Genomic DNA, 15,912 nt, shown 5'->3' with positions numbered 1-15,912 from the left:
TCCTGCGATGTAGCAGAGGCACAAAAATGCCGGAATCGGAATTTCTTGACTCATTTCTCCACCTGAGACCTGATTTTTGACAATGCTGCGCAAGGGGGACTGTTGGCCTTCTTCACGTTTCCGTAGCAAAATTCCTCTCCCCGTCAAAATTCCTCCGTCCCATCCTACATGCCTTGGCGGTACTACGCACTCTGTATGCCAAATGCTTATTGGGGCAAATCACAACAACCGCAGCGTTTGTGCTAGCCAAGGGGGAGGAAATTTCAGTCAGTTTTTTAGGGCTTTTCTGTCCGCTCGGAATGAGCAAATTGCATAGTGACAGTGAGGCCTCGAAGCATCGCGCATTGGGCGGGGTACATATCTTGTGTATCCGCGTGGATGATCGAGGCCAGGGTTTAACCAGAGGAGGGAAAAATGCTTCGCAGACGCTCGCAGTTGCACGTGGAAATGCTCGAAGACCGCAGTGTTCCTGCCGTCACTGTGCTGGGCTTCAACACGGCAGACATCAAGATCACAGGGGACAATCAGTCCAACGACATCGACATTACGATGACCAATCAGGGTATTGAAGTACAAGCCAATGGAGCCACCACATTGGCATTGGATCCTAATACACCAGGAAGTTGGGTGGTTACCAATACACCAACATTGATAGTTTTGAATCCCAATGGCCCGAATAATCCGCCAACTTTGGATAATTTGTTTGTCGACATGCTCAATGGCGATGACAAAGTGACAGCCACGAGCTTGAACGCCACCGGTAACGCTTACTTCACGATGGGCAACGGCAATGACATCCTCCGCATCGGCGCTTGCCGATTTGGCAATAATCTCTTCATCCGTGATCCGAGCGGGAACGATACTGTCGTGATCGATAATACAACTGTGGGGGTGAATACTTATATCTATCTGACCAGTGGGCTTGACCGGGTATATATTGCTGGGAATGGCACTGTCTTTGGTAATGACCTTTTCATCAATACAGCCGGTGGAAACGATTTGGTTCGCTTCATTCCGGGTTTGTCCCAAGTCGGCAACAACTTGCTGATTTACACCGGTGGCGGCAATGATCGAGTGTTTGTCGATAACGGCACCTCGGGGACTGCTACCCTCCAGGTGTTTGGCACCACTGTGATCCGTACCGATGTCGGTGACGATTTGGTTCGCTTTGGTGCACCTAGCACGACGGTGGGTGGGCCCACAGTCGATCTACAGACAACTATAATCGACACTGGAGATAACAACGATGCAATATTCATGGAGGATGCTATCATGAGCTTGCTTATCGCGCTGTTGGGTAATGGTGATGATAAGGTTCTAAATAATTGGGGTGCCTCCAACGTGACGGTCGGTTTTGGATCACTTCTGGATGGCGGGAATCACGTGGTGGGGGATACATTGCCGACACCCTGGACCGCGCCAGCCAACTTGACGGTCATCAATTTCCCGTGATGACTTGAGCTGTAGTACGTTTTATGGGTCCGCTGCTCGCTGGATGTCCAAGCTTTGGCCGTCAAATCAGGGCATAATTCGGGTCACGATGGAGTTAGTCGTGGCCCGAATTTTTTGATTTCAAATGCCAGACGATGATATGTATGATGTTCAATGTTCGGAAATAATATGCTGCCCTTTCCTGGAAAAGTGTTTCTGGGCACGGAAATGTTGAATATGTCTTATTGTCAATCAATGCGAGGTAAGATTTTCCGGGGATGGAGCCGCCTGAGGGGCGACGACGGCTAATTCATCGACAATGGCTTCAATTCCCAGCGTATGTGTGGCCAGTTCTTGGATGATTTGACGGATTTCTTCGGAAGGTACAATCCCACGTAAGCGTATGGAGTTGTCCTCGTCGACGATGGTGACGGCGATCCCTTGCAATCGGGCATCCGTCGCCAAGCGATGCCGCAAATCATCCACAGGCCGATGTGGCCAATGGTGCCAGCACTCACCGGCGAGTTGCCGGAATCGTTCCGTCTCAGGGAGGAGGGGTTGGATCTGTCGCTGGAGGACACTGCCCACAGCGGTGAGCCGCTCCAAATCACTGGCCTGGAAACGAGCGGCCACCAGGACGGTGAACAGAGCGGCCAAAAGCAATAAAGCGGCTACACGCGGCATGGCGGATGGTTTTTTCTCGGCCAGAGTTCGTGGGTAGTCATTCCGCGAATCGACTCCTCGGATGTCTGGGAATCCTCTACGTCATCCATTGCATTCTCAGCTTCGATCCCGCACAAGGGCAATTCCTTTGGGGCACTCGTGCGGGTCATCGATCGAGCTAGGCGCTCCTGTTAGCTTCCGTATTGTCCGTCCTTCGGGAATGTTCGGCTCAGATCACGCGAGCGCCAGTGCAGCCAGTAGATCGGTGATCCAAAAACATGCTTCGGATAGGGATTGAGCAGGGAGGTAAGCGGGTGAACAGAGGACTTACCCGCGTCATTCCTGCGTTTCGACACTACTCCGGAAATTCCAGCATTGGGTAGCGCGGACTCTGGAGAGCGGGGGTACAATGAGAATGAGATGAGAGCATCTCTGGTAGTGGGGGGAAGATTATGTGCCGCCGACCCTGGGATTTCACCCCCGTAGTCATTCTCGGATGGGGTTTCGTGAGCTTGCTGGTTGGAGCCGGTTCAGCATGGGGCCAAGAAAATCCATCCTCCTTGCCGGCACCGCGAGAGGCGGCCCCGGCGGCAGAAGCGGGGGTTCAACCCCTGGAGAAGGGGCCGATTCACGAAGCCTTTGCGGAGCCGGGAGGTCCGACACGCGGGGAAGGGTTGACGGCCCCCAAAGCTCCTCCGCCGCCCGTACCGGAAGAGCCGCCGGAGAGCAAACCGGAAGGCGAAAATGTCCAATGGATTCCCGGTTACTGGTACTGGGATAAGGAACGGCAGGACTTCATCTGGATTAGCGGCTTTTGGCGGAATGTTCCGCCGGATCGGGTTTGGGAACCGGGGAAGTGGTACGCGGAGAATGGCCAGTGGGTGTACCGCCCCGGTTTTTGGCGTCCAGCCAGCATGAGTAGCTGGCGTGTGGACCTACCGCCGCCGCCGTCGCCGGTGGAAAGCGGACCGAGCACGCCGCCTCCGAGCGACACTGCCGTTTGGGTTCCGGGCCACTGGGAATATCGCGATGGGCGCTATGTCTGGCGAGCGGGGTATTGGGCTTATGCTCATGGCGTGATGATGTGGCATCCACCCCAATACCTGTACACCGGCTCCGGCTATTTGTATGTACCGGGCTATTGGGATTACCCGCTGGAATGGCGCGGGGTGGTTTACACACCGGTCTATTTCACCCAACCCGTCTGGTTGACACCCGGTTGGCGGTGGCGGCCACGCTTGGCGTTGAGTCTAGGGTTGGGTTGGGGCTGGGGTTGGGGCGGGTTGTTTTCCTCGCTCTACATTGGGCCGGGTTGGAATTACTACTACTACGGCAACTGGTGGGATCCGTGGTGGTACACACCGTGGTGGTGGTATCCGAGTCTCTACTGGCCGCCGATTTGGAACGTGGGTGTAGGGATCGGATTGTGGTATGGCGGATGGTGGGGTTGGCCGGGCGGTTACTGCCCCTGGTGGTGCTGTCGATTCGGATGCTGGAATCCCCTCTGGCGGCATTACTGCTGGCTGAATCGGAATAATCCCAACTGGCGGGGACGAGTGCAGACCGCTGCGTTGGCAAACAGCATCGGGACCGGTCAGCGGGCAGTCCGTTCGATGTCGGGACTTGTTTCCGCCAATAACGGGGTGATACAGCGCAGTGGCATAACAGCCGGTGTAGCGAACGCGGCGGCAGCCGCGGCGAGAGCCACGGCTCGTCAGGTGGTCCAACGTGAGCAAAACCGGGTGGTCCAACCGGCCGAGCAAGTGGTCCGCACGCTTCAACAAGCCAACACAGTACGTCGAGTTCAGCAGCCTTCTAGACCTGCCGCGGTTTCCGGTGTACCCGCCACGCGCAACGGGACCAACGCCACCACTCAGTACCGTCCCCCCGCAACGAGTGGTATTCCCGGTGCAGTGGTTTCCAATCCCCCGCCGAGTGTGCGGCCTAATCCTTCGACGAATAGTCCGGCTGCGGGGCGAGTCGGACAGGTTCCCGGCGCCGGGAACAGTTCCCCACCAACACCTCCCAATCGGCCGGTTGTGCCCCCCGCTGGTTCCAAAGGCCCAAGCGTTTCCCAAGGGCCAGGCGGCAGCGCCCCTCCGCCATCCGTGCGTCCCCATTCCCCTCTTACCTCTCCCGCTCCCAATCCGCCGCCAGCGCCCCGACCAACCCTGAACCCGCCTTCCTCACCTTCGCCGGGCCTCATAACTCCTGAAGAGAACAACCGACCTGGAGGGCCGATCACGCCCCGGCCCAGTTCATTTGTACCACCGGCGAGCCGTCCTGGACCTGCTCCTGTGACTCCAGCAGGGGGGACGAATCCTCCGCCAAGTTCTGGTGTCATCCGCCCCCCTACTCCGAGTTCACTACCTCCTGCGGTGCGTCCCTCGTTGCCAGGAACCGTGCCGCCGGCGGTGCGGCCGTCGTCGCCTGGCACTATTCCTCCTGCGGTGCGTCCGAGTGTCTCCGGGATTCCCAGCATTCCTGGCGGTGGCATTCCCCGCGGCGGCCTGCCCGGAGGCGTTCGGCCTGGCGGCGGAGTCCGGCCTGGTGGCAGCGGGCCGCGGCGATAAACCCGCAGCACGCTTCAGGGCGGGTCACCTTCGGAGGCTGTGGAGCGCTGCACCGGGAGTGCCTGCATCACAGGGAAAAAGCCTGAGCCTCGAACGACCAGTGGCGAAGGTTATTGAGGCTGCTCGGCGAGGGAACGGGCGCTGACATCCCGGTTGCCGTCCAGCCAGGCGACAGCATCGTCCGGTGCGAACCGGCGGATACCGACCTGTTTGATGGCCGCATCGGGCACGACGTGGAGAGGGGTGTAACGCGGATGATGGCTTTCCTTATAGGGATCATTCCGGGCGGCGTTGTAGCAACAGATCATTGCCCAGCGCGGCTGATCGCTTTTGTTTTGATCACTGCGATGCAGGAGGTTGCAATGGAAGAATAAGGCATCCCCCGGTTCCATTTCAATGTAGCGATGGGGGAATAGCTGGGGGCGCTTGAGCAACTCCTGGACGCGTTCGCGGTCCGCCCCGGCTTGCTCGCCGGTGAGAACGTGATTGATCCGTCCGCAGTGGTGAGAGTTCTCGATGACTTGCAAGCAGCCATTCTCGCGCGTACACGGGTCCACGGCGATGAAAACGCTGACCAGCCAGGGTAGCAATACGCCGTTTTGATACCAGTAACCGTAGTCCTGGTGCCACGTCCAGGCTCCCCCCACTTTCGGGTCTTTCAGGATCATCTTCGAGTGGTAATGATAGACTTCGCCGCCGAGGATTTTTTCGCAACTGCGGACCATCCGTTCGCAGCGTGCGAACATACCGTAGATGCCCTCGCCGGGATGGTTCCACAGCGAGAGACGAACAACGCCGCCTTCTCCATCTGCGCGCCCGAATGCATGTTTGTCCAGATCGTGATCCTCCTTGGCAGAGCGGCGCAGCAGATCGATCTCTTCCGCATCGAAAAAGCCGCGAGCCAGGTAGTATCCCTTGTCGTGGTAGGTGCGGATGGCTTCGTCGGAGAGGATGGCGGTCATCTCTTCAACTCCTGTACTTGCTGGGAAAAAACTCATCGCCGAGTCGCCGGATGCCTTGCGAAAAGCCTGCCGAATGGTCCCTCTATGTTGTTCAATATACTGCAATGATGCTAGTTCGGCGGATCGACCTGCGTATGATTGTAACGGATTGCAGGGTGGACGATGGAAACCAGGCTTGCGGTCCGTGCGATTCAGGGCTTTCGTTCCGCTTGGGGAAGTGAAACGATCCGCGGCAAGTGGTAGCAGACTCCATGAGTGAAGCTATTTTGGTCGTCGATGATGAAGAAAGTGTCCGGCGGACTTTCACGGAGTGGCTGGCTGAGCTGGGACCTGGAGTCACAGTTTTCAGCGCAGCGGATGCTGAGGCTGCCTTGCGGATCGCCAGCCAGCAGGTCATCGATTTGGCCATTCTGGATTGGAATCTCGGTTCGGGCAGCGACGGTTTGCAACTTCTGGAAGACCTGGTGGAGTTTCAACCGGAAATCACAGCGATTCTGGTGACAGGCTTTGCCCATCAGGCCACGCCTCTGCAAGCCTTGAGGATGGGGGTGCGGGATTATCTGGACAAAAATGTGGACTTGACGCGCGAGTCGTTTCTGGCGGCGGTGCGGCGGCAGTTAGCACGTATCCGCCCCCTGAAGCGGCAACGGGAATTGCAACGCTCCTTGGCTGCTTTCCGGGACGCCGTCGAACAAATCATCCCCTATGTCCAGGCGGCCGCTGTTCTCCAAGACCCCGTTCCCATTCCCGACGCAGCGCGGGATCTTCTCCGCTGGGCCATCCGAATCACCAAAGCGGCCGATGGGCTATTGGTGGTGTATGTCAGCCCTCCGGAGGGGGTGCCGCTCGGCGGTCGATGGATGCTGTATCAGCCCGATGGTGCGCTTCTGGAAGTCGAGGCCGTGCCGTTCCGCCAGACGTTGGTAGCCGCCGCTCTGAGCCGCCAGGAACCGATCCTGCTGTCCGAGCCGATACCGAGTGCCAGCGAGGCTCTCCAGTTGTTGCCCGTGGAACGGGAGCGCCGGACGCTGCTGATCGCACCCATGGCCATCGGCGAGGGCATCGTCGGAGCCATCGAGTTGTTCGACAAGGCCGGCGCTGAATTCAGTCCGGAAGATATGGAAGTAGCACGGGCGACAGCCGATCTAGGAGTGGACCTGTTACGGCGAAGCCTGGCGGAACGGCAGGGACAGAGGTTGCTCATCGATGCCCTAGCTGCGGCTTTGCAAGCCAGCGAACGGGTCCGCGACCTGCTGCACGAAGACAAACCGCCGCCCGAAGTGCTGGAGCACATCAAACAAGGGCTGGCGCAATCGGGAGCAGCGGAGAAAGATTCCGAGGCTGTGATCCAGTTGCTCGAAGAGGTGCGAACTCTCTCCCGCCAGCACGGCGTGCGGGCCGTGGAATACTGCACACGCATGATCCGGGACCTCCGGCAGCTACTCGACGTGAGTTGGACTCACTCTTGATGCTCGCCAGAGGATGAGAACCTGTCCGTCACGGCCCGTAGGGGCAGAGGGAGAGTCACCAGCCACGGCATTCTTTCTGCTTCCGCAATGACTCCGCTTGCTTATGGAATCCCTGAACCTGATTGAGTCTGTGCTTCTCCAACTGACTCCGGAACGACTGCTTCAGGACAGCCGGGCCACGGGGGAGGGAATCCGGGTGGCCGTGGTCGATTCGGGAATCGAGTGGTCTGTGCTTGCGGAACGCGCCCGCCAGCGGGGCAGGGAGCCTCCACACGTGGAAGGGGCCATCTTCCGCCCTCATGGCCCGCCATTACCCTACCAGGGGCGGCAATCCAGTCCACATGGGACCACAGTGGCGGACATCATTGTGACACTGGCTCCGCGGGTTCAACTCTTCTCGGCGGACGTTTTCGCGGTGGGGTCAGGGACCACTATTGAGACAGTTCTGGCGGCACTCCGGCACGCTTTGGATGTGTGGCAGGTGAAAATCATCAATTTGTCCCTGGGAATCGTGGAACAGCGCCTGCAACCCCCCGCGCGGCGCTGGCAATTGCTCCAGATGGTCGAGGAAGCCTATTATCGGGATGTTTTGGTGGTCGCGGCGGCCCATAATGACCATCCTTTCACGCGCAGCTACCCCGCGGCGTTTGCCCCCCCCTTGTTGTCCGTCGATAAGGCCCTTTTCCCGGATCCGCTCCAATTCGCCTATTGCTTGCGGGATCAGGTGGAGTTTCAAGCCCACGGGCGCGGCTATCTCGGTCCCTTTGCCACAGAACCAGCGACGAGTTGGGCTGCCGCTCATCTCACGGGCATCGCCGCCCGACTTCTTTCCCTCAAGCCGGACTTGAAGCCTTTCGAGGTGAAAGCCCTTTTGTATTGGTTGAGTCGACCGCGGCCGTCATCCCAACCCGGCTCGGCGTCTTCCTTCGCTCCGGAACCGACGCCGTCCGAACACGCTCCAGCGGGCGAACCGGCCAGAGCAAACCGTCCTGAGGAACGGTCATAAGCCGTCTCCGCTGTAACTGATATCCGCGATGTAATTCTCGTAGCGGTTGTAGGGCTTGAGATAGGTGAGGGTGATTTCTCCGGTGGGGCCGTTGCGCTGCTTGGCGACGATGACCTCCAAGATATTGTCCTCCTGCGAGCCTTCGTAACGTCCGGGGCGGTGGAGGATCAACACGGTGTCGGCGTCCTGCTCGATGCTGCCGGATTCGCGCAGATCGGCCAGGCGCGGTTTATGGTCTTGCCGTTCTTCAGAGGCGCGGTTGACCTGCGCCAGGGCGACGACGGGAATGCCCAGCTCTCGCGCTAGGAACTTCAGGCGCCGGCTGATCTGCGCCACCTGTTCCTGCCGGGGATCACGGCGATTCTCTGGCTCGATCAGTTGCAAGTAATCGATGACCACCAGGCGTAAACCGCCTTCCTTCTCGTGTTTTTTCATCAGCCGTCGAGCCAGAGCGGCGATCTGCATCATGCTGCGGGAGGGGGTGTCGTCCAGATACAATTTGGCCCGGCGTAGCACATCGCCCGCGTCCATCAACTTTTGAATATCCTCGGCGTGGAGTGTGCCTTTGCGAACCTTGTGGCTATCGACGCGTGCTTGGCAGCACAGGAGGCGTTCCGCCAGTTCGATTCGGGTCATCTCCAAACTGACAAAGAGTACCGGCGGACCCGCTTCACCCCCATGAGTGGCGGCATCGTAATTGGTGATGACATTGCGGACGATGTTGAGAGCAAAGGCGGTTTTTCCGACCGACGGACGGGCAGCGATGACAATCAACTCGGAGTTCTGCAATCCTGCCAGGAGGTTGTCGAGGTCCACATAACCGGTGGGCAGGCCGCTCACCGCCAATTGACTGCTGTCCCGTCCTGTCCGGGCATCGATGCGGGCGAAGGCTTCATGGATGGCTTCCGAAAGGGTCTTGGTTTCGCCAATCAAGCCCGCCCTGGCGATGTCCATGATGCGGCGTTCCGCCTGGGCGACCAACTCATCTGCCGATTGTGTGCGTTCGTAGGCTTCCCGGAGGATTTCCGTGCCCGCGTGGATGAGGCTGCGCACCATGGCGGCATCCCGCACGATGCGGGCATGGTATTCCGCATTCGCCCCTGTAGGAACCGCCTCCCACAATTCGGTCAGATAAAGGGCGCCTCCCACATCTTCCAGTTGTTTGTTCCGCTTCAGCCGCTCATGGAGCATGACCAGATCGATGGGAAGGTTCTCGTTGGCCAGCTCCAGGATGGCAGCGTAGATCTTCTGGTGCGCATCGAGATAGAAATTGTCAGGACGTAACAACTGTTGCACGGTCGGCAATTCGTCAGGGTCGCGGAGAATGCCTCCCAGGACCCCTTTTTCCGCTTCAAGGTTATGGGGTAAAGCACGCTCATTCAGTCCGTCGGACATCTTACTCTGCCTTCCGGCGACATCAACAACTCAAACTCTGGGGCAGGACAGGGCGGTCCGGGCGGCGAATCCCGCTCGTTGCCGCGGACCTTACACCCTAACCTGTCCTGCTCCGCGGGTGCCTAACATATCCTGATTGTGCTAGACGGGGAAGGGCGATTGCAAGGTTGGTGGTGTAGTCCATCCGGCGTCGCTGAGGCCGGGGCCTGGCCATCGAGTGATCACACGAGCGCTACCGTCAGATCAAAAGACAGTTGTGCTATCGCTGCTGTAGAATAAACACAAGGGGGACGAAGCCTTCATTCCATCATGTCCAGGTTCGTCTTGCCAGCGGGGGGGGTATCCAGGACTTCCGGGGGGTGCAATCATGGCGGCATTTGAGTTGAAGCGGGTGATTTCCGGGGGGCAGACGGGTGCGGATTTGGGAGGTTTGAAGGCCGCTAAAGCCTGTGGCATACCTACGGGCGGCTGGATGCCGAAAGGTTTTCTGACCGAGGATGGCCCGAAGCCCGAATACGAGCGGCTCTACGGCATGCTGGCTTTACCCACAAGCGAATACACCAAGCGAACACGTCGGAATGTGGAATTTGCTCGGGGCACGCTCTGTATCGCCAGTCGCTGGAATGCGGATGGTGTGGCTGCCACTCTCCGCTATGCCGAAGAACTCCAGCGGCCCTTATTGAAAATCCCGTATCCGAAATCCCCGCGTTCCAAAGTGAAAGTGACGCCGGAAGAGGTGTTCCAATGGCTGGTCCAAAATAACATTTTTGTGTTGAACGTGGCGGGGAATCGCGAAAGTAACGCCGAGGGGATCGAGGAATTCACCTACCGCTTTTTGGTGCAGGTTTTTCAACTGGTCAAAAACCAGTCAGCCGGGGGAGTCAGCGCGCCGCCCATCGTGTCTTCCGGAATATAGTCCTTGGGCCTGGTCTTTTTTTTTCCGACCCTGGTGGGGGAATGTGCTGGCCCACGCCGCTGGGAAGGCTTGTGTTGGCTGTTGTTCCCGGTTCGTCCTGACGGCTTTTCAACGCCGGGTCGCGGCGATAACGGCGACCTGAATCTTGGCTTCGATGGAATAGCCCAGGTGCACCGGCACTTCGACGATGGTGTTGGCCTCCTTGATGTGCTGCTCCATGCGGATCATTTCCGGTTCGACAAGCAGATTCTTCCCCTTGAGGTATTTGCTGATTTCGACCGGACCGATCGACCCATAGAGATGGCCTTCTTCGTTGGCGTTGGCTTCGATGGTGATAACGGGCAGGCGGGAGAGTTGCTCGGCCAACACCTTGAGGTCCGCGATTTTCGCTTCGCGTGCTTTCTGGACCTGAATCTTGTACTGTTCCAAGCGGCGGAGGTTTTCCTCGGTGGGGGGTACCGCCAATCCGTAGGGATACAGGTAATTGCGGGCATAGCCGGGACGAACCCGCACGACCTCTCCTTGCCGTCCGAGATGAGGAACATCCTGGACTAGCACGACGAAGACGTTGCCATGCGGGTCCTTTTTCACCTGTTGCCGCTTTTTGATTTTCTTTTTGGGCTGGCGTTGGGTGGAAGCGGTTGTCGCGGCTTGACCGGCTGCCTTGGCTGAGCTTTTCTTGGCCATGGAAATTACTCCTTAGGAATCCGCCGCGGATGCGATGCCGGGCGGACTCTTTTCCATTGGGTGAGCTATGTCCCCTCGCGCATACAGTACCGGGATTTGTCATCTTAGGGATCAATCCGGCCACTGTCCGCAGGGGGGCGTAATTCCTCCCGGCAGGTCCTGCTCGTGGCCTTGGCTTAAGCCAGCGGCCACGCTTCAGGGGCGGATGATCTGCGTATCAGAATCTGCGGATCAGAAAGGAATGGGGTCCTCATCCTCTTGGCCGGTGGAGGGGGTATCCGGGGTATAGGAGTCCGGCAATTCCTCATCGTGGGGAGCAGAGGCGGTCACGCGGGAATTGGAACGGTTGGCCGGGGCGGGAGGCGGGCCATCGGGATTGCGGCTGCCCAGGAATTCGATGCTTTCCACCACGACTTTGTGTTTGGAGCGTTTGCCGCCGCCGTTTTTGTCTTCCCATTGGTCGAGTTGCAACCGCCCCTCAATGTAGAGCGGGTCTCCCTTGCGCGCATATTGGTAGATCAGTTCGGGCAGATTGCGGCGTGTGTCCGGCCGGCTGTAGGCTTCACAATCGATGTAGAGGGGGTTGGGATCGTTTTCCCATTGCCCGGTTTGGGGATTTTTGCGGCTGCGCCCGACGGCAAAGCGGAACTTGATGACCGTGTTGCCGCTGGGAAGGGTGCGTGGAGCTTCCGGATTGTCGGTCAGCCGGCCAATCAACATCACTTTGTTCAACGTCGCCATGGTGCGACCTCCTCTCGGATGGGTCTCGCTAGGGGATACGGTTCAGACTCTGGGAAACGGTTGAGACGCCATCCTCTTACCAACTATCCCACACCCACCTGTCCATCGCAAGGTCCGTAGGTGGAAAAAAATCAGCCGAGGGGTTTAGAACATCGGATACCCCGTAGGTGCGGGCGTCGGAGAAATTGACTGCCAGCACAATCCTACTATTCCGGGAAGGGCGGGAAGATGGAACAACTCCAAGGATCAGGCAGGAAGAAGCGAGCCTGTTGCCTTACCTCGCGCGGAAAAAATGGCATCAATCCTATCTTACCGGAGAAACAGGTAGGCAATTCCTTGCCCCCGCTCAGGTAGAGGCCATCGAGCGGGACGGAGCGATGAGAACGATGGTTTCGTCAACAACGGTGGTTTTGTCAATACTCGCGGGAGCACGAGAACTTCAGGGTGGGTGTATGCGGTTTATTCCGATTTATCGGCACCCTCCGCGCTGCGGCGCGAGCGGCGGGTGGGTGCAGGCGTCGGGGCCGGAGTCGGAGTGGAAGCTGGAGGAGCTTCGGCGGCTCCGCTGTCCGGGGTCGCTGAGGGAGGCACGTCTTCTGCCAAAGGTACATCTTCACGCATGCCCCGCAGAGCGAAGGCCGTCGAATGATCCTCGCGTGCCACGTTGAGCATGGCGTCCACCCATTTGGGATGCAAACGGATTGTCAGATGGCGCAGGACGAGGCCTTCCTGGAGTTTGATATCACGGTCCAGTTCCCGCTGTTTTTGGCTGTCCTGCTGATAATAGATGACGTGATACGCCCCTTTTTTGAACTTGCGAATCGGATAGGCCAATTTGTGGTTGTAGTCCCAAGGGCGGCTGACGAGAATCTTCGCCTCATGCCGTTCCCAGAGGGCATGCAAATGCTTGAGGACTCCCTCGCTGTCCGTACTGACCTTGGTGGGGTCCAGGAGCAACATCGTTTCGTAGGTGTTGACTGGCATGGTTAGCCTCACTTTTGGGACTGCCAGCGCAGGCAGTCTGGAACCGTGGATGCAACGACAGAACACGGCCGCTGTGAAACCGGTCCGTCGCTGACCTCTTCCTCCCCGAAGCGGAAGAGGGGTTGCCACATACGTAGGGGAATATTGATCTATGAAGTGGCCGGAGGATTGCCAGAGGTGCCGAAATCTGAAGGGGAGGCGGCCTCGTGGGAAGGCGGAGAGGAGTCTTCGGAGGGGGCAGGGGGGGGCGCCTCCTGCTCCGGCTGTGCGACGGGGATGGGCGCGGTCATGACGGTCAGAGTTTCCGGATCGGGGTTAGCTTTCGAGGCGGGCGGCGAAGAGGCGGAGGAAGGTTGGGGGGAGGGCCGAGAGCGGGCAGAGGAGCGTTTCGCTGGTTTGTCCGGAGCATTGAAGCGGTTCATGGCCGCCTCGAGGCCTCGTTCGGCCCAACATTCCACGGCTTGGGCGGCGCGCGCGATCGCCTCGGCTATGATCGGTTGCTCGCTGGCCCGGAAGCGGCTGAGCACATGATCGACGGCCTCTCCCGGTTCTGGCTCCCCCACCCCGATGCGCAGGCGCGGATACTCTTCCGTGCCCAAATGGAGTTGGATGTCCCGCAGGCCATTGTGTCCCCCGTGGCTACCGCGGGGACGCAGCCGCAGTTTGCCCAACGGCAGATGAATGTCGTCACAAACGACGAGCAGGTGCTGGAGGGGGAGCTTGTAAAAATCCAGGAGAGCACGCACCGCACGGCCGCTCAAGTTCATGTATGTCTGGGGCTTGACAAGCAAGAGGGTGTCATCACCCCGTTTGCCTTCCGCGATGAGGGACTCAAATTTTTCTCGAAAGGAGCCAACTTGGAGATGGCGGGCCAGGGTGTCGATGACCTCGAAGCCGACGTTGTGGCGCGTGCCGACGTAACGATTGCCGGGGTTGCCCAAACCGACGACGATTTTCATGGATCAATCCGTTCGCTTGCCGGAAAGTCCGCCGGGGAGGAAGCAGATTAAAACCTGCCAGCGGAGGGCCGCTGCCTCCAGTGTATGGCCCAATTCGCGCCGCCTTCCTCAGCGCGAAGGGGGACCGTTATTGGGTCCAGCGAGCGAGGCCTGGGGAAGAAAAGATTACTTCTCTTCCGCTTCCTCCGCCTTGCGCTCTTTCTTGATGACTTCCGGGGCAGTGGGAGCGGCTTCAGCAGCCGGCGCCGCGGCAGTTTCGGCAGCCCCTGGCACTTTCAACTGTACGACCACTGCCTCCGGCGACTCCAAAATCTTCACGCCTGCGGGAACCACCAGGTCTTTGACGTGGATCGGATGGCCTACACTCAGATGCGTAATGTCGACCCGGATCGCCTCCGGAATGTTGCCCAGAGGGCATTCCACGTGGACCGTGTGCAGGGGTTGATCCAGGACCGCTCCGCCGGATTGTTTCGGCACGTTGCGCAATTCAATCGGGACGACGACTCTCACCTTTTCCGCGGCACTTTTTCGCTCGAAGTCCACATGAATGATCTCACGGCCGAAGACGTCCCATTGCACTTCGCGGATGAGGACCGTCTCTTGTTGGCCGTTCACATCCAGGGTGATCATGCGGGCATGCTGAACGCGGACGATATGGTCGATGTCATGCCGGGAGACGGCCACGGCCACATTCGCCTGCTTGTGCCCGTAGATGATGGCTGGGACCAATCCCTGTTGGCGCAACTTGCGTGCGGCACGGGTGCCCTGGGCGTTTCGCACAGTTGCCTTGAGTGTGGCTATCGTTTGCATCGCTTCCACCTCCAGCGTGGATATGCCCCTCGCCGCCTTCACGCCTCATGCGACGCCCCTGGAACCTCACCAAGGAGATGGTGATTCTGGACTCCCATAACGGCCGAAACAGGTTCTCCCTGGCGAAAAACAGCACGAACGGCAGAGGCGGCTACTCACACATCCCACGCATGCCTGGGTCTCATGATTCAGAGGGTCGTCCAAGTCCGAACATCGATGGCCCTGGTTGCCTCGTCTTGAATATCGTAGGGGCGGTAGCAGTGGCGACAAGGAAAACCCAGAGAGCGGCCTGGCAGAGGGAGCCGCCTTTCGTGGATCAGGATGGACAAGTGCAGCAGGCTCATCCGGGCTGGGCTAGCCTGGAAAAGGCAGACGAGGTGCAGAAAAAACGGATTGCTGAGGGGAAGGATTGGGGATTGTCAGGGGCGAGCGGTCAGGCGGCGGAACGGTGGGTCTCGATCGGGGGTTCGTCCGAGCCGCGGTAGCGATGGGCGCCGGGAATACCACGCTGAGAGGTGCGAATAAATTCGAGAACTTCCCGAACAGCCGGCGAAGTCTCCGCAAGCTGGGTGTTCTGTTGTAACAGCACGCTCAGGGGAAGGCGCTGGCGGTACATGAGGGTAAAAAGGTGCCGGACTGCTTGAATGTCCGCCGTGGATAGCCCCGCGCGCCGCATGCCAATGACGTTGACTCCGCATACTTCATTGTGGCGTTGCATGACCCAAAAAGGCGGAATGTCTTGACTGACCGCCGACACCCCGCTCAGCAGGGCCAAGCGCCCGATGCGGCAGAATTGGTGGACGGCAGAATTGCCGCTGATGAGAACCCGGTCGGCCAGGGTCACGTGACCGGCGAGCAGAGCGCCATTGGCCAGGATGCACTCATCCCCAATGGTACAATCATGCGCCACATGACTGCCCACCATGAACAGATTGCGATGGCCGATCCGCGTTACCCCGCTGCCGTGGCCTGTTCCTTGGGGCAAGGCCCGGTGGACGGTAACGTGTTCGCGGAAGATATTGCCGTCGCCAATTATGATCTGGGTGGTTTCTCCGCGATAACCCAAGTGTTGGGGAGCGCCTCCGAGCACGCAACCGGTCCCGATCTGGTTGTTGCGCCCGATCGTCAAAGGACCGATCAGGTGGGCGTAGGGACCGATGACCGTCCCCGCCCCGATGATGACGGGGCCTTCCACAATGGCATAGGGGCCAATCCGCACATCGTCCCCCAAGACGGCTTCGGGGCTGACGATGGCCGTCGGATGAACCCCAGGGCTGTTGGGTTGGCTCATAGGTTGGCGTCCTTATTGCAGGGGA

General features: G+C 59.0%; 14 protein-coding genes. 5 read left to right on the top strand and 9 right to left on the bottom strand.

Annotated features, from left to right (window positions below; all coding sequences use genetic code 11):
- Positions 1-414 precede the first annotated feature (414 nt).
- A complete protein-coding gene (locus H0921_RS09025) occupies positions 415-1,452 on the top strand; it encodes a hypothetical protein (protein ID WP_194537740.1) in 1,038 nt (345 codons plus the stop codon).
- Between the two features lie 231 nt (positions 1,453-1,683).
- On the opposite strand, the gene H0921_RS09020 is transcribed toward H0921_RS09025, so the two are convergent.
- Positions 1,684-2,115, bottom strand: coding sequence for a BON domain-containing protein (locus H0921_RS09020; RefSeq protein ID WP_194537739.1), 432 nt, complete (start codon positions 2,113-2,115; stop codon positions 1,684-1,686).
- A gap of 485 nt (positions 2,116-2,600) precedes the next feature.
- Between H0921_RS09020 and H0921_RS09015 the strand changes: the two genes are divergently transcribed.
- Positions 2,601-4,667 carry a YXWGXW repeat-containing protein gene (locus tag H0921_RS09015; RefSeq protein ID WP_194537738.1) on the top strand — a complete coding sequence of 689 codons (2,067 nt, stop codon included), beginning with the start codon at positions 2,601-2,603 and terminating at the stop codon, positions 4,665-4,667.
- A gap of 110 nt (positions 4,668-4,777) precedes the next feature.
- Here H0921_RS09015 and H0921_RS09010 read toward each other — a convergent pair whose 3' ends face one another.
- A complete protein-coding gene (locus H0921_RS09010) occupies positions 4,778-5,629 on the bottom strand; it encodes a phytanoyl-CoA dioxygenase family protein (protein ID WP_194537737.1) in 852 nt (283 codons plus the stop codon).
- Positions 5,630-5,880: 251 nt separating this feature from the next.
- Between H0921_RS09010 and H0921_RS09005 the strand changes: the two genes are divergently transcribed.
- Both H0921_RS09005 and H0921_RS09000 read left to right on the top strand, forming a co-directional pair.
- Positions 5,881-7,098, top strand: a complete 1,218-nt coding sequence (locus H0921_RS09005) for a response regulator (RefSeq protein WP_194537736.1) — start codon at positions 5,881-5,883, stop codon at positions 7,096-7,098.
- 103 nt (positions 7,099-7,201) lie between these two features.
- Entirely contained in the window at positions 7,202-8,104 is a 903-nt protein-coding gene (locus tag H0921_RS09000) for a S8 family serine peptidase (RefSeq protein WP_194537735.1), read from the top strand.
- On the opposite strand, the gene dnaB is transcribed toward H0921_RS09000, so the two are convergent.
- Entirely contained in the window at positions 8,099-9,499 is a 1,401-nt protein-coding gene (gene dnaB / locus H0921_RS08995; RefSeq protein WP_194537734.1) for a replicative DNA helicase, read from the bottom strand. The two genes, H0921_RS09000 and dnaB, sit on opposite strands and share 6 nt — an antisense overlap.
- Before the next feature lie 367 nt (positions 9,500-9,866).
- Between dnaB and H0921_RS08990 the strand changes: the two genes are divergently transcribed.
- Positions 9,867-10,415: a putative molybdenum carrier protein gene (locus H0921_RS08990; protein WP_194537733.1), complete on the top strand. Its 549-nt coding sequence runs from the start codon at positions 9,867-9,869 to the stop codon at positions 10,413-10,415.
- 108 nt (positions 10,416-10,523) lie between these two features.
- On the opposite strand, the gene rplI is transcribed toward H0921_RS08990, so the two are convergent.
- The 6 genes from rplI to lpxA all read right to left on the bottom strand — a co-directional run bounded on the left by rplI (position 10,524) and on the right by lpxA (position 15,887).
- Positions 10,524-11,102: a 50S ribosomal protein L9 gene (gene rplI, locus H0921_RS08985; protein WP_194537732.1), complete on the bottom strand. Its 579-nt coding sequence runs from the start codon at positions 11,100-11,102 to the stop codon at positions 10,524-10,526.
- Between the two features lie 231 nt (positions 11,103-11,333).
- Positions 11,334-11,843, bottom strand: a complete 510-nt coding sequence (locus H0921_RS08980) for a single-stranded DNA-binding protein (RefSeq protein WP_194537731.1) — start codon at positions 11,841-11,843, stop codon at positions 11,334-11,336.
- A gap of 459 nt (positions 11,844-12,302) precedes the next feature.
- Positions 12,303-12,827, bottom strand: coding sequence for a 30S ribosomal protein S6 (gene rpsF, locus H0921_RS08975; protein WP_194537730.1), 525 nt, complete (start codon positions 12,825-12,827; stop codon positions 12,303-12,305).
- A 149-nt stretch (positions 12,828-12,976) separates the two neighbouring features.
- Positions 12,977-13,786: an aminoacyl-tRNA hydrolase gene (pth, locus tag H0921_RS08970; RefSeq protein ID WP_194537729.1), complete on the bottom strand. Its 810-nt coding sequence runs from the start codon at positions 13,784-13,786 to the stop codon at positions 12,977-12,979.
- 165 nt (positions 13,787-13,951) lie between these two features.
- Positions 13,952-14,596 carry a 50S ribosomal protein L25 gene (locus tag H0921_RS08965; protein ID WP_194537728.1) on the bottom strand — a complete coding sequence of 215 codons (645 nt, stop codon included), beginning with the start codon at positions 14,594-14,596 and terminating at the stop codon, positions 13,952-13,954.
- A 433-nt stretch (positions 14,597-15,029) separates the two neighbouring features.
- The gene (gene lpxA, locus H0921_RS08960) at positions 15,030-15,887 is read right to left on the bottom strand and encodes an acyl-ACP--UDP-N-acetylglucosamine O-acyltransferase (RefSeq protein WP_194537727.1); all 858 of its coding nucleotides are present in this window, start codon (positions 15,885-15,887) and stop codon (positions 15,030-15,032) included.
- Between the last annotated feature and the right edge of the window lie 25 nt (positions 15,888-15,912).

The sequence above is a fragment of the Thermogemmata fonticola genome (genome assembly GCF_013694095.1).
Classification (GTDB): Bacteria; Planctomycetota; Planctomycetia; order Gemmatales; family Gemmataceae; genus Thermogemmata; species Thermogemmata fonticola.
The sequence above is the reverse complement of the archived record's forward strand: the minus strand, read 5'-3'. Positions and strand labels throughout refer to the sequence as shown.